Here is a 22939-nt window from a genome sequence, read left to right as displayed (position 1 = left end):
CATCCGGCGCTGCGCGCCACCTTCTCCCGAAGGGAGAAGGGCGTAACGTTCAATCAGACGTTCAACAACAGGAACTCCCGCTCCCACGAACTGATCACGCGGAAGAAGGTCTCGTATTCCTTGCGCTTGACCGACACGTAGGCGCGTACGAAGCGCGCCCCCATCAGGTCGCGCAGCGGCCTGCAGCCCTCCAGTTCGTCCAGCGCCTCGCCCAGCGAACGTGGCAGCTCGAACCCGATGTCCTGGGCGCTGCTGGCCAGCGGCTCGGTCGGCTTGAGCTGCTCGCGGATGCCCATCAGGCCGCAGGCCAGGGTGCCGGCCATGGCCAGGTAGGGATTGGCGTCGGAGCCGGCGAAGCGGCTCTCCACGCGCATGTTTTCCGGCGTATCCATCGGCACGCGCAGGCCGCAGGTGCGGTTGTCGTAACCCCACTGCACGTTGATCGGCGCCACCTGGCCCAGCGCGAGCCGACGGTAGGAGTTGACGTTGGGGCCGAAGAACGCCATCGCCATCGGCACGTACTTCTGCAGGCCGGCCAGGTAGTGGCCGAACAGCTTGCTGCCCTTGCCTTCGGTCTTGCCGGTGAACACGTTGCGGCCCGTCTTCACGTCCAGCAGGCTCTGGTGGATGTGCATGGCGCTGCCGGGCTCGTTCTCCATCGGCTTGGCCAGGAAGGTGGCATACACGCCGTGCCGCATCGCGGCTTCGCGCATCGTGCGCTTGAACAGGAACACCTGGTCCGCGCGCGACAGGGCGTCGTCGTGGGTGAAGTTGACCTCCAGCTGGGCCGCGCCGGACTCGTGGATCAGCGTGTCCACGTCCAGTTCCATCGCCTCGCAGTAGTCGTACATCAGGTCGAGGATGGGGTCGAACTCATTGACCGCATCGATCGAGTACGACTGCCGGGCGGTCTCGGGGCGGCCCGACCGCCCGGCGGGGGGCAGCAGCGGAAAATCGGGATCGGTGTTCTTCTGCACCAGGAAGAACTCCAGTTCCGGCGCCACCACCGGCCGCAGGCCCTCCTTTTCGTACTCCGCCAGCACGCGGCGCAGCACGTTGCGCGGCGCCAGCTCGTGCGGTTTGCCGTCCTTGGTGTAGCAGTCGTGGATCACTTGCGCGGTCGGATCGGCTGCCCACGGCACCATCCGCACCGTATCCGGATCGGGCCGCAGGAACATGTCCGAATCCGAAGGCGAGGTCAGTTCGTAATAATCGTCGGGGTAGTCGCCGGTGACCGTGGTGGCGAAGATGCCCTCCGGCAGGCGCGTGCCGTAGTCGTGGCTGAACTTGTCGGCCGGGATGATCTTGCCGCGCGCGTTGCCGGTGATATCCGGCACCAGGCACTCCACTTCGGTGATGCGGCGCTCTTTCAGCCAGCGCCGCAGGGAACTCTCGGAGAGCTCGGCGGCGTCGGCCTTCTTCCTGCGTTGGGTTTGCTTCTGGGTCATGGGGAACACGATTCTCGGTAGGGAGGGACCGGCGCGCGCCGGCGGCTTCGCCACGGGCGCGTCAGCGCCCGCTCTCCCATGGCGGCGGGTGCCGCCGCTTCATGCAGGCCTCCGCGCCGCGCGGGCGCGGCACGCGTCGCCGAACGCGCGGAATGTCGCCAGGTAGAACGCGTTTTCCCTTACCTTCCACTCCGGGTGCCATTGCACCGCCAGCATGAAAGCCGGGCCGTCGTGACGGAAGGCTTCCACCAGCCCGTCCGGCGCCTGCGCTTCCACCACCAGCCCCTCGCCGAGGCGTCGCACGCCCTGGCCGTGCAGCGAATTGACGGTGGCGCGCGTGTCGCCGGCCAACCCGGCCAGCAGCCCGCCCGGCACCAGCGCGATGTCGTGTGCGGGACCGTACTGCACGTCGAGCGGATCGTCCTTGTTCTCGCGGTGATCCATGAAACCGGGCTGTTCGTGCACTTTCTGGTACAGCGTGCCGCCAAAAGCGACGTTGACTTCCTGGAAGCCGCGGCAGATCGCCAGCACCGGCACGCCCATCTCGATGGCGAGCGGGATCAGCGGCAGATTGGTCGCGTCGCGGCGCGGATCCAGCAGGTTGCCTTCGTAGCTGGACTCGTCGCTGTAGTGGTGGGGTTCGATGTTGCTGACGGCGCCGGTCAGCAGCAGCCCATCCAGCCCGGCCAGCACGTCGCGCAGCGGCAGCACCGGGTCCAGCGTGGGCACCAGCAGCGGCAGGCACCCCGCACCATCGACCACCGCGCGCACGTACTTCTCGCCGACGGCGAGGAAGGGGTGCGCACCGATTTGCTTGTGGTCGGTCGGCAGACCGACCCGCGGCAGCGGGGTCATGCAGGCAGCCCGGAATGGCTCGTCGGCACGTTAACCCGGCCGTTTTATTTTTACAACACGAGGCCATCAAATGACATTTCAGGCGCGGAAATGGTGCGAAGCAGCACCAATTCCGGGCGTTTTCCTGCCCATGGCGAGACTTGCCGTTGAGTATTCTTGACGCTGCCGCTGCTCTGCTAAGCTGCGCCGCAGCCTCCAGGAACGCCCGCATGCGCCCCGATCACGACGCCGCCCCCCACCTGCCTGCCGATGATGCCGCCACCCTGGCATCCATCCCCGACTGCGAGCAGATCGACCTGCTGCTGCCCGACATGAACGGGCTGCTGCGCGGCAAGCGCGTCACCCGCGACGCGCTGGACAAGGTCTACCGCGACGGCGTGTGCCTGCCGATGTCGCTGATCGCCACCGACATCACCGGCAATACCGTGGAGGAAACGGGACTGGGCTACGACATCGGCGACGAGGACCGGATCTGCCGGCCGGTGCCGGGCTCGCTGCGGCCGGTGCCGTGGTCGCCACGGCCGGCCGCGCAACTGCTGTTGACCATGGAGGATGCGCAGGGCGGCATGTTCGAAGCCAACCCGCGCGAGGTGCTCAAGCGGGTGCTGGAGCGTTACGCCGCGCGCGGACTGAAGCCGGTGGTGGCGGTGGAACTGGAGTTCTACCTGTTCGACCAGCGGATGGACGATGCCGGCCGCCCGCGCACGTCGATCAACCCGGCGACCGGGCAGCGCAACACCAGCACGCAGGTCTACTACATGGAAGACCTGAACGACTATCGCGGCTTCACCGATGCGGTCGCCGCCGCATGCCGCGCCCAGCGCATCCCGGCGGATACCGCCGTGGCCGAGTACGCACCTGGCCAGTTCGAGATCAACCTCAAGCACCGCGACGACGCCCTGCTCGCCTGCGACGATGCGATCTACCTGAAGCGCGCGATCAAGGCCGCGGCGCAGCAGCAGGGCCTGATGGCCAGCTTCATGGCCAAGCCGTTCGCGCAGCAGGCCGGCAGCGGCATGCATATCCACGCCAGCGTGCTGGATGCCGACGGCCGCAACATCTTCGCCTCACCGCAGTCCGCGCCGGCCGATGCGCTGAAGCATGCCATCGGCGGCCTGCAGCGCAGCGACCAGGACTGCCTGCTGCTGTTCGCGCCGCATGCCAACAGCTACCGGCGCTTCGTGCTCAACGCCTTCGTGCCGCTCAACGATGTGTGGGGCTACAACAACCGCACCGTCGCCATGCGCATTCCGCACAGCGACGAGGCCAACACGCGCATCGAGCACCGCATCGCCGGCGCCGATGCCAACATCTACCTGGTCACCGCCGCGGTGCTGGCCGGCATGCTGCACGGCATCGAGCAGGGCTTCGACCCCGGCCCGCCGATCACCGGCAATGCCTACGACCAGACCGAGATCCGCACCCCGTTCTGGCGCGAAGCCATCGCCGCCTTCATGGGCAGCGAGTTCATCCGCGAGCAGTTCGGCACCTCGTTCCAGCACATCTACGGCCAGCAGAAGCTCAAGGAGATGCACAGCTTCTACACGGAAGTGACCGACCTGGAGTACGCGTGGTACCTGCGGTCGGTGTGATGGGGAGCATGGCCTCCCCGCTCTCGTCATTCCCGCGAAAGCGGGAACCCAGCGACTTTCGTATCCCGAAGTCAAAGGCACTGGGTCCCCGCCTTCGCGGGGATGACGGTCGGGACGCACCATGAGCATCAACCTTTCCAGTGCCAGCTACCCCGACAGCTGGTACGCCGCCAGCGCCACGCCGCTACCCGCGCAACCCGTGCTGCAGGGACGCATCGACGCCGATGTCTGCATCCTCGGCGCAGGCTACACCGGCCTGTCGGCGGCGCTCGAACTGGCCGAGGCCGGCTACAGGGTTGTCGTGCTGGAAGCCGAGCGCATCGGCTGGGGCGCCTCGGGTCGCAACGGCGGGCAGGCCATCGCGGGCTTCAGCTGCGGCGAAGCCAAGCTGGAGGCGCTGGTCGGCTTCGACGACGCGAAGAAGATGTTCGACCTGTCGCTGGAGGGCCTGCGCTGGCTGCGCGGACGCATCGACCGGCACGGGATCGACTGCGACTGGCGCGACGGTCATGCCACGGTGCCGATCAAGCCACGCCAGCAGCGCGAAGTGGAACACGCCGTCGAGGACTTCAACACCCGCTACCGTCACCCCGTGCAATGGTGGGACCGCGAGCGCCTGCGCAGCGAACTGGCCAGCGACCGCTATCTCGGCGCGATGTACGACCCGGTCAGCGGCCACCTGCACCCGCTGGCGTATGCCCTGGGTCTGGGCCGCGCAGCGCTGGAGGCCGGCGTGCGCATCTTCGAGGGCTCGCGCGTCACCCGGCTCGTCCGCGGCGCGCGCCCTGTGCTGAAGACCGCGGCCGGCGAGGTGGTCTGCGACAGCGTCGTTCTTGCCGGCAACGCGCTGCTGCGCGGGATCGCGCCGGAACTCGAGTCGCGGATGATGCCGGTGGGCACCTACATCGCCGCCACCCCGCCGCTGGGCGAGGAACGCGCGCGCGCCCTGATCCGCAACGACATGGCGGTGGCCGACACCAACTGGGCGCTGGACTACTTCCGCCTGGGCCGCGACCATCGCCTGCTGTTCGGTGGCCGTGCCAGCTATTCCACCCTGCCCCCACCCAACCTGCGCGGCGTGATGACCCGGCGCATGCACCGGGTGTTCCCGCAGCTGCGCGATGTCGGCATCGAGTACCTGTGGGGCGGCATGATCGACATCTCGCTCAACCGCGCCCCGCACTGGGGCCGGCTGGCGCCGAACCTCTATTTCGCCCAAGGGTTCTCCGGACATGGACTGATCGCCGCAGGCCTGGCGGGCACCACGCTGGCCCAGGCCATCCGCGGCCAGTCCGAGCGGCTGGACCTGTTCGCGAAAATCGATCACCGCCCGTTCCCCGGCGGACGCGCCCTGCGCACGCCGCTGCTGGTGGCCGCCATGGCTTGGTACAAGCTGCGCGACGCACTCTGGTAGGCCGTCGGCGCCGCGCTTCATTTTCGTGACGGCGCTCTCAAGTCCGTCTCCGGCCGGCCGATATGGGGTAGATGGAACCTCCGTAACGCCGATGACGATGCCGACACCCCTGCGCGCCTCGCCCACTTCCACCGCTCCGTCCCTGCTGCCCCAGCGCATCCTGGTGGTGGATAACTCTCGCACGCATGCACGCCTGATCGGCGAGGCGATCGAGCAGAAGCTCAACCTGCCGGTCCTCTACGCAGCGACGCTCGCGGAAGCCCGCACGGCGCTGGAACGGCACCTGGACTGGTTCATGGTGGTCACCAGCCTGGTGCTGGCCGACGGCAGCCACGACGAGGTGGTGGAGTTCTTCCTGTCGCGCCAGCTGCCGACGGTGGTGGTCAGCGGCGTCTACGACGACGGCCTGCGCGAACAGGTGCTGCGACGGCAGGTGGTGGACTATGTGCTGAAGAACACGCCAGGCAGCATCGACTACCTGGTGTGGTTGGTGCAGCGGCTGGAGCGCAACCGGCGGATCGCGGCACTGGTCGTCGACGATTCGCGCTCGGCCCGCCAGCATGCGGCGGCGCTGCTGTCGATGTACGGCTTCCGGGTGATCGAGGCGGCCGACGGCGAGGCCGGCCTGGCGATGCTGGATGCGAACCCGGACATCCGCCTGGCCATCGTCGACCAGGAGATGCCCGGCATGAAGGGACACGAGTTCACCCGCCGCCTGCGTGCGCGCCACGCCCGCGACCACCTGGCCATCATCGGCATTTCCGGCACCACCGACGGCAGCCTGGTGCCGCGTTTCCTGAAGAGCGGCGCCAACGACTTCCTGCACAAGCCGTTCTCGCGCGAGGAGTTCTTCTGCCGGGTCTCGCAGAACATCGACCAGCTGGAACTGATCGGCACGCTGCAGGACCTGGCCACGCGCGACTTCCTGACCGGCCTGCCCAATCGCCGGCACTTCCTGGCCGAATGCCACGCACTGCTGCCCAACACCCTGGGCCGCCAGCAGTCGGTAACGGCGGCCATCATCGATATCGACCACTTCAAGCACATCAACGACACCTACGGCCACGAGGCCGGCGATGTGGCGTTGAAGGCCGTCGCCCAGGCCATCGCGCGCCATTCAGGCACGCAGGACCTGGTGGCGCGCTTCGGCGGCGAGGAGTTCTGCGCACTGGTGCCCTACCTGGGCGAAAGCGAGTCGGTGGAATATTTCGAATCGCTGCGCGCGCAGATCGAGGCGCTGGAGGTCGATGTCGGCGGACAGACGCTGCGCATGACGGTCAGCATCGGCGTGTTCCGCACGCGCTTCCCGGGACAGACGCTCAATCACCTGCTCAGCGAAGCCGACCGGCGCCTGTATCTGGCCAAGGCCGGCGGGCGCAACCGGGTGGTGTCGAGCGGGTGACGACCTCTCCCACACCCGCTGCCCTGCCCCTGCGACGAAATGCCGCAGCATTGATTCCGATCAATGCCGCGACGTCCGCGCGCACCTAGATTCCCGCTGCATTCCGGCATCCGCCGGCAGGGGATACGCACATGACACTGCTGATCTGGCAGGACGACATGGACACGGGCATCGACATCATCGATGGCCAGCACCGACGCATCGTAGAGATGATCAACCATCTGCACATCACCCAGAAATCGATGGAACGCTTCGCCGTGGGCGAAGTGATCGACGAACTGGTCGACTACACCCTCTCGCACTTCGCCTTCGAGGAAGAGCTGATGGAGGAGGCGGGCTACCCGTTCAGCGCCGCCCACAAGCGCGTGCACGAGGTCTTCACCAAGCGCGTATCGGAGTACCGGCTGCGTTTCGAAGCGGGCGAGGACATCGTGGACGATCTGCGCAGCATGCTGTCCCGCTGGCTGTTCAACCACATCCGCAACGACGACAAGGCCTATGCCGATTCGGTGAAGCGGCACCTCAACCACTTCGTCAGGGAACACCAGCAGGGCGGCTGGCTGAGCCGTACCGTGAAGCGGCTGTTCGGATAAGCGCAGCTACCTGCGGCGCGGCATCGCCAGCAGCGCAACGAGCGTGAGCGCGGCCATGCCGGCCAGGTACCCGCCCACCGACGCCAGCCCGTAGCGCTCGCCCAGGCGCGTGGCGATGTAGGGCGCGGGCGACGCTCCCAGGATGCCCGCCAGGTTGAACGCCAGCGACGCGCCGGTGTACCGCACCGCCGTGGGAAACATCTCCGCTAGGATCGTGCCGCACGGCCCGTACGTCAGCCCCATCGCGCCCAGCCCCAGCGCCAGGAACGCGAGCACGCCCAGGTCGCTACCCGATTCCAGCAACGGGGCGAACACGAAACCGAAACCGATGATCAGCACCGTCGCCACGATCATCGCGTTGCGACGGCCGAAGCGGTCGGCGTACAGCGCCGACAGCGGGATGGTCAGCGCGAAGAACAGCACGCCCACCATCTGCAGCATCAGGAAGTGCTCGCGCGCGTAGCCGAGCTTCGACGTGCCCCAGCTCAGCGCGAAAACCGTCATCAGGTAGAACAGCACGAAGGTCGCGACCAGGGCGAAGGTCCCGGTGACCAGGGCGAACGGATGCTCCCGCACCGCGGTCAGCATCGGCAGCTTGACCCGTTCGTCCCTGTCCAGCGCCTTCTGGAAGTCCGGCGTCTCGGTGATCCGCAGGCGCACCCACAGGCCGACGAACACCAGCGCCGCGCTGGCGACGAACGGAATGCGCCAGCCCCATGCGAGGAACTGCGCATCCGTCATCACCTCGGTCAGCAGCAGGAAGATGCCGGTCGAGCACAGGAACCCGAGCGGCGCGCCCAGCTGCGGGAACATGCCGTACCACGCGCGCCTGCCGGGCGGTGCGTTCTCGGTGGCCAGGAGCACGGCCCCGCCCCATTCGCCGCCCAGGCCGATGCCCTGCCCCAGCCGGCACAGGGCCAGCAGCGCCGGTGCCACCACGCCGACCTGCGCGTAGGTGGGCAGCAGGCCGATGACGACCGTCGAGATCCCCATCGTCAGCAGGGCCGCCACCAGCGTCGCCTTGCGGCCGATGCGGTCGCCGAAATGGCCGAACAGCGCCGAGCCGACCGGCCGCGCGATGAACGCCAGCGCGAAGGTGGCGAAGGACTGCAGCGTCGCCGTGGTGGGATCGCTCTGGGGGAAGAACAGCTTCGGAAAGACGATCACCGCCGCCGTGGCGTAGATGTAGAAATCGAAGAACTCGATGGTGGTGCCGATTAGGCTGGCGAACAGCACGCGGCCGGGCGAATTGGCCGGTGCGGGGGCAACGGTGGCGGTAGCGGTCATGGACGGGCCGGTCGGTGGGACGTGGGCGATTCTGGCAGAACCACTACCCTGGGTGCTCAATGAAGTCTCCCTCTCCCTGCCTGCGGGGAGAGGGTGTCCTGAGGGCGGGTGAGGGGCGAACGAAGATGCGATGCCTGCGCACCGGTCAAACGTCAGCGCTCGCCCCTCATCCGCCCTCCGGGCACCTTCTCCCCGCCGAGCAGGGAGAAGGAACACCGCAGCTCAACTGCCCAGGTTGATCCACGTCGCCTTGATTTCGGTGTACTTGTCGAAGGCGTGCAGCGATTTGTCGCGGCCGTTGCCGGACTGCTTGTAGCCGCCGAACGGCGCGGTCATGTCGCCGCCGTCCCAGTAGTTCACCCACACGCTGCCCGCGCGCAGCCTGCGCGCCACACGGTGCGCGCGGCTGATGTCGCGCGTCCACACGCCGGCCGCGAGCCCGTACTCGCTGTCGTTGGCCATCCGCAGCGCTTCTTCCTCGCTGTCGAACGCGATCACCGACAGGACCGGCCCGAAGATCTCCTCGCGGCTGATCGTGTGCTCGTGCGCCACGTCGTCGAACACGGTCGGCTCGATGTAGCAGCCGCCGCTCACCACCTCGGCACGCAGACCGCCGAGCGCCAGGCGCGCGCCCTCGGCCTTGCCCTTCTCGATGTAGTCGAGCACGCGCTGCGTCTGGCCTTCGTCGACCATCGCGCCCATCGGGGCGCCGGGGTCGAGCGGATGGCGTGGGCGCATGGCCTTGCCGGCCTCGACCACGCGGGCGACGAACTCGTCCTTGATCGACCGCTCCACCAGCAGGCGCGAGGCGGCGGTGCAGACTTCGCCCTGGTTGTAGAAGATGCCGCCGGCCGCAGCCTTCGCCGCCACTTCCAGATCGTGCGCATCGGCGAACACGATGTTCGGACTCTTGCCACCGCATTCCATGTACGCGCGCTTCATGTTCGACAGGCCTGCGCACTGCAGCAGGCGCTTGCCGACCGCGGTGGAACCGGTGAACACCAGCCCGTCCACGTCCATGTGCAGCGCCAGCGGTTCACCGGCGGTCTTGCCGAAGCCCGGCACCACGTTGAGCACGCCCGCGGGAATGCCAGCCTCGATCGCCAGTTCGGCCAGGCGGATCGCGGTGAGCGGCGACTTCTCCGAGGGCTTGAGCACGATGGAATTGCCCATCGCCAGGGCCGGCGCCAGCTTCCACGTCGCCATCAGCAGCGGGAAATTCCACGGCACGATCGCGCCGATGACGCCGAGCGGTTCGCGCGTCACCAGGCCGAGCTCGTCCTGACCGGTGGCCGCGACTTCGCCATACACCTTGTCCAGCGCCTCGGCAGTCCAGCCCATGCAGCGGATGGTGGCCGCCAGATCGACGCTGCGTGCGTCGCTGACCGGTTTGCCCATGTCCAGCGACTCCAGCAGCGCCAGTTCGTCGGCATGCTGCTCGATCAGCTGGGTGAGCTTCAGCAGCACCTTCTTGCGGTGGGTCGGCCGCGCGTTGGACCACGCGCCGGCGTCGAAACTGCGGCGCGCAGCGGCGACGGCGCGGTTGATGTCATCTTCCTGACCATCGGCCACCTGGCCCAGCACGCGCCCGTCGATCGGGCTGACGCAATCGAACGTCTTTCCGGAAGCGGCACCGACGTACTTGCCGTCGATGAAGGCCTGCGTGCGGATCGACAGCGTGCCGGCCATCGCCTGCCAGTCCTGTTGCGTGCGGGGATTGCTCATGGAAGCTCCTGGCTGGTTTCCCTTCTCCCACCGGGAGAAGGTGGCGCGAAGCGCCGGATGAGGGGCGAGCGGAGATGCGTTGTCCGAATCATCCGGACGCCATCACCCCTAACCCCAACCCCTCTCCCGTTGGGAGAGAGCATGATTTCAAAACGTTGCCGGCGTATTCGCGCTGACGATCACCGCGTCCACATCGCCGATATTGCGGAAGCGGTGCGGCGTGCGGCTTTCGAAGTAGTAGCCCTCGCCGGCCTTCAGCACACGCACCTGCTCGCCCACCGTGACTTCCACTTCGCCGGCGATCACCACGCCGCCCTCCTCGCCGTCGTGCGCCAGCATGCTGTCGCCGGTGTCGCTGCCCGGCGGCATCACTTCGCGCAGGATGCACATCTGGCGCTGCGGCCGGTGCTGGCCGACGAGGAAGTAGTGGATGCCGTTGCTGCCCACGTCCGGCAGCTCGTCGGCGACATAGAAGGGGCTGTCGGGCAGGCCCTTCTCCAGGTCCAGGGTGAAGAAATCGGCCAGCGAGATGGGGATGCCGTCCAGCACCTTTTTCAGTGAACTGACCGAGGGGCTGACCTTGTTCTGCTCGATCAGCGAGATGGTGCTGTTGGTGACGCCCACGCGCTTGGCCAGCTCGCGCTGGCTGAGGCCTTTGGATTTGCGGACCAGCTGCAGGCGTGCGCCGATGTCCATCACCACCCTGTCAGGAAAGCGGAAAGTGTTGCTGGATACTTTACACCCCAGGGCACGCCGGTCAATCCGGGATTTTCGGGCGATCCGCCAGAGAGATGAACGATGGAAGGCCGGCGCGCGCTTGCGGCGGGAATCCGACTTTCGACACGGTTGTAAAGTTTTTTCAACGCGCTAAGCTGCGCGCACCCGTCCCGTCCCCTGGAGCCGCGATGAGCGCCGACGACACCTCCTCCGCCCTGGCCGACCACTACGCACGCCAGAACCTGGAAGCACCCGGCTCGCTCGATCACTTCTGGATGCCGTTCACGGCCAACAGGCAGTTCAAGGCCAAGCCGCGGCTGCTGGCCAGTGCGTCCGGCATGCATTACCGCGACGTCGACGGCAACGAGGTGCTGGATGCCACCGCCGGCCTCTGGTGCTGCAACGCTGGCCACGCCCGCCCGCGCATCGTCGAGGCGGTGAAGCAGCAGATTGGCACGCTGGATTTCGCGCCCAACTTCTCGATGAGTTCGCCGCTGCCGTTCAAGCTGGCCGAACGGCTGGCCGCACTGGCGCCGGGCGATCTCAACAAGGTGTTTTTCAGCAACTCCGGTTCGGAAGCCGTGGACAGCGCACTGAAGATCGCCCTGGCCTACCACCGCGTGCGCGGCGAAGGCCAGCGCACCCGTTTCATCGGCCGCGAGAAGGGCTACCACGGCGTCGGCTTCGGCGGCATGTCGGTGGGCGGCCTGCCGAACAACCGCAAGTGGTTCGGCCCGGGCCTGCCGGCGGTCTCGCATATCCGCCACACGCTGGACGTGTCGCGCAATGCGTTCTCGAAGGGCCTGCCGGCGCACGGCATCGAGCTGGCCGAGGATCTGGAGCGGCAGATCGCGCTGTACGACGCCTCCACCGTCGCCGCGGTCATCGTCGAACCGATCTCCGGCTCGGCCGGCGTGGTCATCCCGCCGCAGGGCTACCTGCAGCGCCTGCGCGAGATCTGCAACAAGCACGGCATCCTGCTGATCTTCGACGAAGTGATCACCGGCTTCGGCCGCGTCGGCCATGCCTTCGGCGCGCAGCGCTTCGGCGTCACGCCGGACATGATCACCGCCGCCAAGGGCATCACCAACGGCTGCGTGCCGATGGGTGCCACCTTCGTGTCGGACCGCATGTTCGACGCCTTCATGAGCGGCCCGGACAACGCCATCGACATGTTCCATGGCTACACCTACTCCGGCCATCCGCTGGCCTGCGCCGCCGCGCTCGCCACGCTGGACACCTACGAGGAGGAGAACCTGTTCGACAAGGCGCTCAGCCTGGGCGACTACTGGCAGGAGGCGCTGCACTCGCTGAAGGGCCTGCCGAACGTGATCGACATCCGCAACTTCGGCCTGGTCGGCGCCATCGAGATGGCCCCGCGCGCGGCAGCGCCGGGCACCCGGGCCTACGACGTGTTCGCCCGTGCCTTCCATGAGGGCCACCTGTTGACCCGGGTGACCGGCGATGTCATCGCCCTGTCGCCCCCGCTGATCGTGGAAAAGCACCACATCGACCGGATCGTGGATGTCCTGGCGGACACCATACGGGCAACCGCGTAAAATTACGGACCAACGGCCCCAGCGCTCCCCACGCGCGAAGCCCCATTCCCGCTACTGGAGAGCAACATGCTGATTGGCGTCCCCAAGGAAATAAAGAACCACGAATACCGCATCGGCCTTACGCCATCCGGTGCGCGCGAACTGGTTTCGAACGGCCACCAGGTCATCGTCCAGCGCGACGGCGGCAAGGCCATCGGCCTGACCGACGAGCAGTACGTCAAGGCCGGCGCGCAGGTCGTCGACACGGCCGAGGAGATCTTTGCCCGCGCCGACATGATCATCAAGGTCAAGGAGCCGCAGCCGAACGAGTGCGCCATGCTGCGCCCCGGCCAGGTGCTCTACACCTACCTGCACCTTGCACCCGATCCGGAACAGACCAAGGCGCTGGTCGCCTCCGGCGCCACCTGCATCGCCTACGAGACCGTCACCGACCGCAAGGGCGGCCTGCCGCTGCTGGCGCCGATGTCGGAAGTGGCCGGCCGCATGTCGATCCAGGCCGGCGCGCACGCACTGGAGAAAGCGCAGGGCGGTTCCGGCGTGCTGCTCGGCGGCGTGCCCGGCGTGAAGCCGGCCGAAGTGCTGGTGATCGGCGGCGGCGTGGTCGGCATCAACGCCGCGCGCATGGCGATGGGCATGAACGCGCACGTCACCATCCTCGACCGCTCGCTCGACCGCCTGAAGTACCTGGACGAGCTGTACGGCCACCAGCTGACCACCATCTACTCCACCCGCGACGCCATCGAAGAGCGCCTGCCCGACACCGACCTGGTGATCGGTGCAGTGCTGATTCCCGGTGCCGCCGCGCCGAAGCTGGTTTCGCGTGATCAGCTGAAGCTGATGCGTCCCGGCTCGGTGCTGGTCGACGTGGCGATCGACCAGGGCGGCTGCTTCGAGACCTCGAAGGCCACCACCCACCAGAATCCGACGTACGAAGTGGACGGCATCATCCATTACTGCGTGGCCAACATGCCGGGCGGCGTCGCCCGCACGTCCACCTTCGCGCTGACCAACGCCACCCTGCCCTTCGCGGTGCAGCTGGCGAACAAGGGCGCGAAGCAGGCACTGCTGGACGACGAGCACCTGCTCAACGGCCTGAACGTGCATGCCGGCAAGATCACCTACAAGGCGGTCGCCGACGACCTGGGCTACGCCTACGTGCCGGCGCGCGAAGCGCTCGCCTGACCCTGCTGTTCCCTTCTCCCCGCTTGCGGGGAGAAGGTGCCGAAGGCGGATGAGGGGCACGGCGGAGCCACCGCATTCCACGTGGCAACCCGAACTCGAACGCCCGGACACTCGATACATCGCATCGCACTCTCCACACGGGCGCCGTCGCCCCTCACCCGCCCTCCGGGCACCCTCTCCCCGCACGCGGGGCGAGGGATTCCATCAGGTAGTCCGCCATGGCCGAAGCGATTTCCCACTTCATCAACGGACACACGGCCGCCGGCACGGGCGACCGCTTCGGCGATGTCTACGATCCCGCCACCGGCCGCGTCACCGCACGCGTGCCGCTGGCCTCGGCCGCTGACGTGAAGCATGCCGTGGACGCCGCAGCCGCCGCCTTCCCCGCGTGGGCCGCCACCACCCCACTGAACCGCGCGCGGGTGATGTTCCGCTTCAAGGAACTGCTGGAAGCGCATGCCGGCGACCTGGCGAAGATCATCACCTCGGAGCACGGCAAGGTGCTGTCCGACGCACGCGGCGAAGTGACGCGCGGGCTGGAAGTGGTGGAGTTCGCCTGCGGCATCCCGCACCTGCTCAAGGGCGAGCATTCGATGAACGTCGGCCGCGACGTGGACTCGTGGACCGAATACGCGCCGTTGGGCGTCGTCGCCGGCATCACGCCGTTCAACTTCCCGGCGATGGTGCCGCTGTGGATGTTCCCGGTGGCGCTGGCCTGCGGCAATACCTTCGTACTGAAACCGTCCGAGCGCGACCCGTCCGCGGCGTTGTTCATGGCCGACCTGCTGAAGAAGGCCGGGTTGCCGGATGGCGTGTTCAATGTCGTCCACGGCGACAAGGTGGCGGTGGACGCCTTGCTCGACGAGCCGCGCGTGCAGGCGCTGAGCTTCGTCGGCTCCACCCCGATCGCCGAGTACATCTACGCGCGCGGCAGCGCCAACGGCAAGCGCGTGCAGGCGCTGGGCGGGGCGAAGAACCACATGGTCGTGCTGCCCGATGCCGACCTGGACGGCGCGGTCTCCGCCCTGCTCGGTGCGGGCTATGGGTCGGCCGGCGAACGCTGCATGGCGATTTCGGTGGCGGTCTGCGTGGGCGATGCCACCGCCGATGCGCTGGTGGCGAAGCTGGCGCCGAAAGTGGCGGCGCTGAAGATCGGGCCGGGCTGCCTGGATCCGGAGATGGGGCCGCTGGTCACCGGCGCCCACCGCGACAAGGTGCGCGGCTATGTCGATGCCGGCGTTGCGGAAGGCGCGAGCCTGGTCGTCGATGGCCGCGGCCATGTCGTCGATGGACATGCGGAGGGCTTCTTCCTCGGTGGCTGCCTGTTCGACCGCGTCACGCCGGAGATGACGATCTACCGCGAGGAGATCTTCGGGCCGGTACTGTGCGTGATGCGCGTACCCGACCTCGACGCCGCGCTGCGCCTGGTCAACGAGCACGAATACGGCAACGGCACCGCCGTGTTCACCCGCGACGGCGGCGCGGCGCGCGAGTTCGCGCATCGCGTCCAGGCCGGCATGGTCGGCATCAACGTCCCCATCCCCGTGCCGATGGCCTTCCACAGCTTCGGTGGCTGGAAGCGCTCGATCTTCGGCCCCCTGCATGTGCATGGCCCGGACGGCGTGCGTTTCTATACGCGCCTGAAGACCGTCACCGCCCGCTGGCCGGACACACACGCCGCCGAGTTCGTGATGCCGACGATGAAGTAAAGTCGGGGCCGGTTCCCTCGAGGTGCTGGCCGATGTCCCTGCGTTCCCTCCGCATCCCGCTTTCCCTCGCCTGCCTGATGGCATCCGCGGTGGCGTCCGCCGCCGAGCCCGTCGCGCAGGTGCGCGTCGCCTTCGACCGCAACGGCGTGGTCAGTACGCGCGCGGAAGGCATGGCCGACCTCGCCACCGGCCGCAAGGTCACCGCCGACGATCCCGTGCGCGTCGCCTCGATCTCCAAGCTGGTGACGTCGATCGGCGTGATGCGGCTGGTCGAAGCCGGCCAGCTCGACCTCGACGCCGACGTCTCGACGTACCTGGGCTGGCCCCTGCGCCATCCACGGCACCCGGACACGCCGATCACGCTGCGCCTGCTGCTGTCGCACCGCTCCAGCCTGACCGATGCCGCCGGCTACTATGCCACGCCGCTGGGACAACCGCTGAAGACGATCCTCGACGGCCCGAAGGCCTGGGACGATGCGCACGCACCCGGCACGCACTTCCGCTACACCAACCTCAATTTCCCGCTGGTGGCGATGGCGATGGAGAACGTCACCGGCGAACGCTTCGACCTGCTGATGCGCCGGCTGGTGCTGGAGCCGCTGACGCTGGATGCCTGCTTCAACTGGGAAAGCTGCGATGGAGGCACGGCGACGCGTGCCGTGGTGCTGTATCGCGACCGCGCACCGGTACGCGACGAGAACCGCACGGGCAAGCCGGCCTGCGCCGTGGTCGTCGAGGACGGTGCCGACTGCGACCTCGCCCGCTGGAAGGCCGGCGAGAACGGCGCGCTGTTCTCACCACAGGGCGGCCTGCGCATCTCCGCGAACGGACTGGCGAAGATCGGTCGCCTGCTGCTGAACCACGGCGAGGTCGACGGTATACGCCTGCTCAAGCCCGCCAGCGTCGATGCGATGGTGGCGCCGCAGTGGACCTTCGATGGCGGCAACGGCGTGACGCACGAAGAAGACACCGGCAACGGACAGAACCAGGCCTTCTTCTGCCGCTACGGCCTGGCCGTGCAGACGCTGGCGACTCCGACGAAGGGATGCGGTGACGATCCGTTCGACGACGGGGTGGCGCGGGTCGGCCATTCCGGCGATGCCTATGGTCTCCGTTCCGGCCTGTGGATCGACCGCAAGGCGGGTACGGGCGTCGTCTATTTCGCCACCGACGCGGGCGGTTCGCGCGGCGGCGCGCATTCCGCGTTCAGCCTCGTCGAGGAAGCACTGGCGGCCGGCACGGCGCGCTGACCGCCCTGCGCTCAAGAACTCCCCGGACCGGCCGATACGGCCTACATGTCGAACCGCGCCGCATCCGCCGCGCGGGCAATACGATCCACGGGGGGATCTTGAAATGACGTCACGTCCGACGGTTCTGCTTTGCGATGACTCGCGCGCCCTGCGCATGCTGGCGGCCCGCCAGCTCGACGATTGCGGCTTCCACGTGGTGGGCGAGGCCGGCAACGGCCATGAGGCGGTCAGCCAGTACCAGGCGCTGAAGCCGGACGTGGTGCTGATGGACCTGGTGATGCCCGAATGCGACGGCAAGCAGGCCCTGGGGCGGATCCTGGCGCAGGATCCCGCTGCGCGCGTGGTGATCCTGAGTTCGCTGGGTGCGCAGAGCGACATCGAGGAGTGCCTGAAGCTGGGCGCCAGGTCCTACCTGCAGAAACCCATCGATTCGGAAGTGATGGATCGCGTGCTGCACGAGGCGGTCGCCTGACCGGCGCGCACGTCCTTCCACCTTCCGTACGAGACCACCCGACATGGCAGCGAAATTCCTGGGCCAGTTCCTGCTGGAACGCGGCACCCTCACCCCGGCACAGCTCCTGGCCGCCCTCGATGCGCAGCGTGCGTCGAATCCCCTGCTCGGCGAGCTGGCCATCCACCACGGCATGCTCGACGCCTTGCAGGCCCGCCGCATCAACGAACGCCAGCGCGCCGAAGACCGGCGTTTCGGTGACATCGCGCTGGAGATGGGCTGGCTGAGCGAAGGCCAGCTGGACGTCCTGCTCGCGGCGCAGAAGAAGGGCCGCAAGCTGTTCGGCCAGATCCTGGTCGAACAGGGCGTCCTGACCGCCGAGCAACTGGAAACCGAACTGGCCGCGCATCGTCGCGACCTGGACGAAGCCAACCACGCCCTGGCACTGGGCATCGCGGGCCATTCCCTGGCCGATGTGGTGACCAGTGCCATCCGCGTCTGCAACCGCCTGTTCCCGCGTCTGGTCGGCAGCCAGTGCCAGGCCGCCGGGATCGCCCACGATGCCGCACTCGACGCCTGCGAAGTCACCGCGCACGTGCGCATCACGTCCGGATCGGAGTCGCTGCTGGTCGGCGTGGGGTGCAGCCGCGCCACCATGCACGCCATGGCCTGCGCCCTGCTCTCGCTCGCACCGGAACAATGCGACGACGAACTGGCGGTGGACGCCCTGGGCGAACTGGTCAACGTACTGATGGGTTATGTCGTGCGCGATACCTTGCCCGACGACGCGGTTTACTGCGCCCAGCCGCCCTCCACCCAGTTGTCCGCGGCCGACCTGGCCGCCACCGGCCGCACCCTGGCGCTGGCGATGGCGTCCCAGCGCGGCGACTTCGTGCTGATCGTCGGCTGATCGACGGACGTCAGGCCCGCGTCAGCCGCCACGCGCGGTGGATGCGGGCATTGCGTTCGAAATCGGGCGGAATCGTGCTGGCGCTGATGTCTTCGCAGCGCGCGAACTCCGCCACCGCGTCCTCGTCCAGCCTGAAGCGGCGGAAGTTGTTGCTGAAATACAGCACGCCGCCCGGTGCCAGGCGGGCGACGGCGGCACGCAGCAGGCGGACGTGCTCCTTCTGCACGTCGAAGTCGTCGGCGCGCGCGGAGTTGGAAAACGTGGGCGGGTCGCAGAAGACCAGGTCGTACTCGGCCTGCTCGGCCTCCAGCCAGCGCATGGCATCGGCCTGCACCAGCCGGTGCTTCGCGCCGCCCAGGCCGTTCTCGGCCAGATTGTCCGCGCACCACTGCAGGTAGGTCGCCGACAGGTCCACGCTGGTGGTGCTCGCTGCACCCGCCACCGCCGCCTGCACGCTGGCCACGCCGGTGTAGCAGAACAGGTTGAGGAAGCGCTTGCCGCGCGCTTCCTGCGCCATGCGCCGGCGCAACGGACGGTGATCGAGGAACAGGCCGGTGTCCAGGTAGTCGAACAGATTGACCCGCAGCAGCGCGCCCGACTCGCGCACGACGATGAACTCGTCCCGCTGCTGCATGCGTCCGTACTTGGACCCGCCCTTGCCGCGCTCGCGCGCCTTCACCGCGATCTGCTCCTGCGGCACGCCGAACACCTCGCGGGTGGCGGCCAGCAGTTCGCTGAAGCGGCGACGCACGTCGTGCTCGGGGATGCTCGCCGGGGCGGCGTATTCCTGCACGTGCAGGAAGGTGCGGCGCTGCCCGCCTTCTTCTTCGTAGACATCGATGGCCGCCGCGTATTCGGGCAGGTCGGCATCGTAGGCGCGGTAGCAGGTCACGCCCTCGCGCGTGCGCCAGCCCTTTAACTTCTTCAGGTTCTTGCGCAGGCGGTTGGCGACCATCTGCGCCCCATCCGACAGCGGCCTGGCCTCGCGCGGTTCGCGCGCGGGCGTGGTGACCGGATCGCAGACGATCAGCGCGCACTCGATGGCGCCGTTGAACAGCTGGTACTTCTTGGCCGCCCGCAAGCCGGTGGCGTAGCCGAGGTCGGCGTTGCCGCACAGCAGGCTGGCGCGCCACTGCGGCACGGCGCGCTGCAGCGCATCGCCCAGCGCGCGGTAGAGATCGGCGTCGGCGGCGAGGCGTTCGTCGTACGGCGGATTGCACACCACCAGCCCACGCGGCTCCTCGCGCGTGGGCAGCTGCGCGACATCGCGCGTCTCGAACTGCAACTGGCCGGCGAGACCGGCGAGCACCGCATTGTCGCGCGCGGCGCGGATCGCGCCCAGGTCGATGTCACTGCCGAAGAACGCCGGCCGCAGCGCCTTGCGCCCGTCCGCTTCGCGCTGCACGGCGTCGGCGAACAGCGTGCGCCAAGCTGCCGCATCGAAGCCGGACCAGCGGGTCGGCAGCGCATTGCCGTGGCGCTGCAGGCCCGGGGCCACGTCGGCGGCCATCAGTGCGCCTTCGATCAGCAGCGTGCCGCTGCCACACATCGGGTCGAGCAGCGCACCGCCCTCGTGGTACAGCGCCGGCCAGCCGCCGCGCATCAGCACGGCCGCCGCCAGGTTCTCCTTCAAGGGCGCCTCGTTCTGCGCCTGCCGCCAGCCCCGGCGATGCATCGGGCCGCCACCCAGGTCGATCGAGATGGTCGCGCGGTTCCTGCGCAGCGACAGGTTGATGCGCACATCGGGCTGTTCGACGTCGACCGACGGTCGCTCCAGGCCCTGCTGGCGCAGCCGGTCGACCACGGCGTCCTTGACGCGCTGCGCCGCATAGCGCGCATGAGTGATCGCCTCACCGGAGACGTGCGCATCCACCGCCAGCGTCAGTTCGGGGCGTGTGTGCGTTTCCCACGCGATCGCCATCACGCCGTCGTACAGCGCCTGTTCGTTGAGGCATTCGAACTCGGCGATCGGCCACAGCACGCGGCTGGCCAGGCGCGACCACAGCACGGCGCGCTGGGCGTCGACCAGCTCGCCGTCGGCATTCACGCCGGCGATGGTGGCGGTGGCCTTGGGCACGCCGAGGGCGAGCAGCTCATCGGCGAGCAGGTATTCCAGGCCCTTGGCGCAGGAGACGAAGAATTTCAAAGTGGAACCTCATGGTGGACGCCACCCCGGCGCAGGCCGGGATGACGGTCTTCAAAGCGCGGCGAGCAGCTGCCCGAACGCTTCCGCCGAAGCCACGACGTGATCGGACAGGCGATGTCCGTCATCGACCAGCAACAGGCGGGCACGGCGCGCGTGCGCCCAGTCGGTCACGGCCTGGGCGGGAATCAGTTCGTCATCCCACCCATGGATGATGGACACCGGCACCGCGGCGGCGTCGAGTTGCGGCAACGGGCCCATCGTGATCGGCGGCGCCATCAGGAACAGGCCGCGCACCGGCACCTCCAGCGAGATGCGGCCGGCGATATAAGCGCCCAGGCTGGAACCGGCCAGCACCACCGGACCGCGCGCAGCGGCCGCCTGCGCCAGCGAGCGCAGGCGATCCAGCCGCGCGACGACATCACCCAGCGAGCTGACCTCGCGGCGGGCGTCGAGATCGGTGTAGTCGGGTCGCTCGTGCGTCCAGCCCAGGCGCTCGGCCACGTCGGCCAACGCGGTGACCTTGGTGGCATCGGGGCCGCTCTCGAAACCGTGCGAGAGGATGCAGTGACCGCGCATCACAGCGCCTCCAGCGCATCGCCCAGACCGAACGTGCCGCCTTCGACGATCCTGGCGCACAGGCCGCCGTGACCGCGCATGGCGTTGTAGCCGCCCGGACCCAGCGCGTCTTCCATGCGTGAGCAGGGGTCGCACTCTTCCGTGCCCTCGAAAACCGCCGTGCCGATACGGAAGCGTCGCTGCTTCAGCGCGATCAGCGGAATGCCGGAGACCACCACGTTCCGGCGCAGCAGCGCGGGCGTCAGATCGGGACGCTGCGCGAGCGCGGCGATGGCCGGCAGATGCTCGGCCTGGATCAGGGTGATGCCGCGCTTGCCGCTGCCGCCCTTGTAGCGGTCGCCGACCAGGCCGGCGCCGGCGATGGCCTCGACGGTCCCGGTGGCGATCATGGCCTCGTCGCGGGCCGGTCGCAGGCCGATCCATTCCACCTTGCCGGCACGCGGCAGGGTGGCCATCAGCCTGGCCAGCGGGGAGTCGGGATTGAGCGGCATGGGGAACCGGACGGACGAGGAAGGCCGCCAGTTTACCGGAGCGGGCTGCAGCCCGCCCCGCCTGCTAGCATCGGCGCATGAGCACCGAGCCATCCCCTTGTGCCCCCACCGTCGACCCGCTGCCCTACGAGGACAGACTCGATGCACGCCCCCTGGGGCAGATCGACCTGGTGGTGATCCACTGCACCGAACTGCCCGACCTGGGGATGGCGCGCCACTATGGCGAACGCATCCTGCATGCGTCGGGCACCGGCAACAGTGGCCACTACTACATCGACCGGGACGGCAGCGTGCATGTCTACGTGCGGCCGGACCGCATCGCCCACCACGTGCGTGGCTACAACCCGCGTTCGGTGGGGATCGAACTGGTGAACACCGGCCGGTATCCCGACTGGCTCGCGCGTGACAGCCAGAAGATGGAAGAGCCCTACACCGGGGCGCAGATCGCGTCGCTGACCCTGCTGCTGACGGAACTGCGGCGCGAACTCCCCTCGCTGCGCTACATCGCCGGCCACGAGGACCTGGATACTGCGCGCGAGCCCGCCAGCGACGATCCCACCGTCACCGTGCCGCGCAAGATGGACCCGGGCCCGCTGTTCCCGTGGGATGCCGTGCTGCGTGCGACGCCGCTGGAAAGGCTGGTGCCCTGACGGGCCACGCACGGGCGGCCGGTATAATCGCCGTCCGCCAAGACCCCAGGCCCTGCCGTGCCCGCACCCGAACCCGTCGTCTCCGAGCTGATCGAACTGCTGTCGCTGGAACGGCTGGAAGACAACCTGTTCCGCGGCCAGAGCCGCGACATCGGCACCAAGTACGTGTTCGGCGGCCAGGTGCTGGGCCAGGCGCTGTCGGCCGCACAGGCGACGGTGGACGGCAGCAACGGGGAACGCCGCGCGCATTCGCTGCACGCCTACTTCCTGCGTGCCGGCAACATCGAAGCGCCGATCGTCTACGAAGTGGATCGCACGCGCGATGGCGGCAGCTTCTCCGTGCGCCGGGTCACCGCCATCCAGCACGGCCGGGTGATCTTCTTCTGCGCGGCGTCCTTCCAGGCCGAAGAGGATGGCGCCGAGCACCAGCTGTCGATGCCGGAAGTGCCGCAGCCGGAGGACATCGCCCCGGCGCCGGCGGTGCCCGCCGAGGTCATGGGCACGCTGCCGCCGAAAGTGCAGCGCTGGCTGTCGCGGCGCGGCCCCTTCGAGTTCCGCCACGTCTATCCGCGCGACGAACTGAATCCGCCCAAGCGCCCGCCGTTCCAGCAGGTCTGGTTCCGGCTCAGCGAGCCGGTCGGCGATTCGCCGGAACTGCACCGCGCCCTGCTCGCCTATGCCTCGGATTTCCAGCTGCTGGGCACCGCCACGTACCCGCACGGCATCAGCTACTACCAGCCCAACGTGCAGATGGCCTCGCTGGACCACGCGCTGTGGTTCCACCGCCCGTTCCGCGCGGACGACTGGCTGCTGTATTCGATCGACAGTCCCAGCGCGAGCAGTTCGCGCGGCCTGGCGCGAGGGCAGATCTTCGACCGCCAGGGTCGCCTGGTGGCCAGCTCGGCGCAGGAAGGCCTGATCCGGGTGGTGCCGGACGCCGAAGCGGCCTCGGCCGTGCCGGCGAAGGACTGAGGCGTCCCGC

20 protein-coding genes are annotated in these 22939 nt (G+C 68.3%); 12 read left to right on the top strand and 8 right to left on the bottom strand.

All coding sequences use genetic code 11. From position 1 onward, the window contains the following. Positions 1 to 53: 53 nt before the first annotated feature. Both IAE60_RS09965 and IAE60_RS09960 read right to left on the bottom strand, forming a co-directional pair. Positions 54 to 1448: a glutamine synthetase family protein gene (locus IAE60_RS09965; protein ID WP_187572133.1), complete on the bottom strand. Its 1395-nt coding sequence runs from the start codon at positions 1446 to 1448 to the stop codon at positions 54 to 56. 99 nt (positions 1449 to 1547) lie between these two features. Then, positions 1548 to 2303, bottom strand: a complete 756-nt coding sequence (locus IAE60_RS09960; protein ID WP_187572132.1) for a gamma-glutamyl-gamma-aminobutyrate hydrolase family protein — start codon at positions 2301 to 2303, stop codon at positions 1548 to 1550. Between the two features lie 209 nt (positions 2304 to 2512). Between IAE60_RS09960 and IAE60_RS09955 the strand changes: the two genes are divergently transcribed. From IAE60_RS09955 to IAE60_RS09940, 4 genes are all read left to right on the top strand, one after another. Beyond that, complete coding sequence (locus tag IAE60_RS09955; protein ID WP_187572131.1) at positions 2513 to 3895, top strand: glutamine synthetase family protein; 1383 nt, start codon at positions 2513 to 2515, stop codon at positions 3893 to 3895. 121 nt (positions 3896 to 4016) lie between these two features. Beyond that, positions 4017 to 5309, top strand: a complete 1293-nt coding sequence (locus IAE60_RS09950) for an NAD(P)/FAD-dependent oxidoreductase (protein WP_187572130.1) — start codon at positions 4017 to 4019, stop codon at positions 5307 to 5309. 97 nt (positions 5310 to 5406) lie between these two features. After that, complete coding sequence (locus tag IAE60_RS09945; protein WP_187572129.1) at positions 5407 to 6711, top strand: diguanylate cyclase; 1305 nt, start codon at positions 5407 to 5409, stop codon at positions 6709 to 6711. Positions 6712 to 6842: 131 nt separating this feature from the next. Beyond that, on the top strand, positions 6843 to 7304 hold the full coding sequence (locus IAE60_RS09940) for a bacteriohemerythrin (protein ID WP_162110701.1): 462 nt from the start codon (positions 6843 to 6845) through the stop codon (positions 7302 to 7304). A 6-nt stretch (positions 7305 to 7310) separates the two neighbouring features. On the opposite strand, the gene IAE60_RS09935 is transcribed toward IAE60_RS09940, so the two are convergent. The 3 genes from IAE60_RS09935 to IAE60_RS09925 form a co-directional block, all read right to left on the bottom strand. Then, a complete protein-coding gene (locus tag IAE60_RS09935) occupies positions 7311 to 8591 on the bottom strand; it encodes an MFS transporter (RefSeq protein ID WP_162110700.1) in 1281 nt (426 codons plus the stop codon). A gap of 222 nt (positions 8592 to 8813) precedes the next feature. Continuing rightward, positions 8814 to 10316 carry an aldehyde dehydrogenase gene (locus IAE60_RS09930; RefSeq protein ID WP_187572128.1) on the bottom strand — a complete coding sequence of 501 codons (1503 nt, stop codon included), beginning with the start codon at positions 10314 to 10316 and terminating at the stop codon, positions 8814 to 8816. A gap of 147 nt (positions 10317 to 10463) precedes the next feature. Next, positions 10464 to 11012: a cupin domain-containing protein gene (locus tag IAE60_RS09925; protein ID WP_185895661.1), complete on the bottom strand. Its 549-nt coding sequence runs from the start codon at positions 11010 to 11012 to the stop codon at positions 10464 to 10466. Positions 11013 to 11221: 209 nt separating this feature from the next. Between IAE60_RS09925 and aptA the strand changes: the two genes are divergently transcribed. From aptA to IAE60_RS09895, 6 genes are all read left to right on the top strand, one after another. Continuing rightward, on the top strand, positions 11222 to 12592 hold the full coding sequence (gene aptA, locus IAE60_RS09920; RefSeq protein WP_187572127.1) for an omega-aminotransferase AptA: 1371 nt from the start codon (positions 11222 to 11224) through the stop codon (positions 12590 to 12592). Positions 12593 to 12658: 66 nt separating this feature from the next. Next, positions 12659 to 13774, top strand: a complete 1116-nt coding sequence (ald, locus tag IAE60_RS09915) for an alanine dehydrogenase (protein ID WP_187572126.1) — start codon at positions 12659 to 12661, stop codon at positions 13772 to 13774. Between the two features lie 218 nt (positions 13775 to 13992). Beyond that, the gene (locus IAE60_RS09910) at positions 13993 to 15483 is read left to right on the top strand and encodes a CoA-acylating methylmalonate-semialdehyde dehydrogenase (RefSeq protein WP_187572125.1); all 1491 of its coding nucleotides are present in this window, start codon (positions 13993 to 13995) and stop codon (positions 15481 to 15483) included. A gap of 32 nt (positions 15484 to 15515) precedes the next feature. Continuing rightward, positions 15516 to 16733, top strand: a complete 1218-nt coding sequence (locus IAE60_RS09905; RefSeq protein ID WP_222937107.1) for a serine hydrolase domain-containing protein — start codon at positions 15516 to 15518, stop codon at positions 16731 to 16733. Between the two features lie 103 nt (positions 16734 to 16836). Beyond that, complete coding sequence (locus tag IAE60_RS09900) at positions 16837 to 17205, top strand: response regulator (protein ID WP_187572124.1); 369 nt, start codon at positions 16837 to 16839, stop codon at positions 17203 to 17205. A gap of 43 nt (positions 17206 to 17248) precedes the next feature. Beyond that, positions 17249 to 18094, top strand: coding sequence for a cyclic di-GMP-binding domain-containing protein, MshE-related (locus IAE60_RS09895; RefSeq protein ID WP_187572123.1), 846 nt, complete (start codon positions 17249 to 17251; stop codon positions 18092 to 18094). Between the two features lie 10 nt (positions 18095 to 18104). On the opposite strand, the gene rlmKL is transcribed toward IAE60_RS09895, so the two are convergent. From rlmKL to IAE60_RS09880, 3 genes are read right to left on the bottom strand one after another with little or no spacing between them, the layout of a single operon-like run. Further along, entirely contained in the window at positions 18105 to 20240 is a 2136-nt protein-coding gene (rlmKL, locus tag IAE60_RS09890; RefSeq protein WP_187572122.1) for a bifunctional 23S rRNA (guanine(2069)-N(7))-methyltransferase RlmK/23S rRNA (guanine(2445)-N(2))-methyltransferase RlmL, read from the bottom strand. Positions 20241 to 20291: 51 nt separating this feature from the next. Then, complete coding sequence (locus IAE60_RS09885; protein WP_187572121.1) at positions 20292 to 20819, bottom strand: alpha/beta hydrolase; 528 nt, start codon at positions 20817 to 20819, stop codon at positions 20292 to 20294. Then, entirely contained in the window at positions 20816 to 21307 is a 492-nt protein-coding gene (locus IAE60_RS09880; protein ID WP_187572120.1) for an MOSC domain-containing protein, read from the bottom strand. Before IAE60_RS09880 ends, IAE60_RS09885 begins: the two co-directional genes overlap by 4 nt. Before the next feature lie 77 nt (positions 21308 to 21384). Here IAE60_RS09880 and IAE60_RS09875 point away from each other — a divergent pair, with 77 nt between their 5' ends. Both IAE60_RS09875 and tesB read left to right on the top strand, forming a co-directional pair. Next, complete coding sequence (locus IAE60_RS09875) at positions 21385 to 21957, top strand: N-acetylmuramoyl-L-alanine amidase (protein WP_187572119.1); 573 nt, start codon at positions 21385 to 21387, stop codon at positions 21955 to 21957. Positions 21958 to 22014: 57 nt separating this feature from the next. Beyond that, positions 22015 to 22929 (top strand): acyl-CoA thioesterase II, encoded by a 915-nt coding sequence (tesB, locus tag IAE60_RS09870; RefSeq protein WP_187572118.1) that lies wholly within the window; start codon positions 22015 to 22017, stop codon positions 22927 to 22929. Positions 22930 to 22939: the final 10 nt, after the last annotated feature.

Origin of the sequence: Pseudoxanthomonas mexicana (genome assembly GCF_014397415.1) — a bacterium.
GTDB classification, from domain to species: Bacteria; Pseudomonadota; Gammaproteobacteria; order Xanthomonadales; family Xanthomonadaceae; genus Pseudoxanthomonas_A; species Pseudoxanthomonas_A mexicana.
The sequence above is the reverse complement of the archived record's forward strand: the minus strand, read 5'-3'. Positions and strand labels throughout refer to the sequence as shown.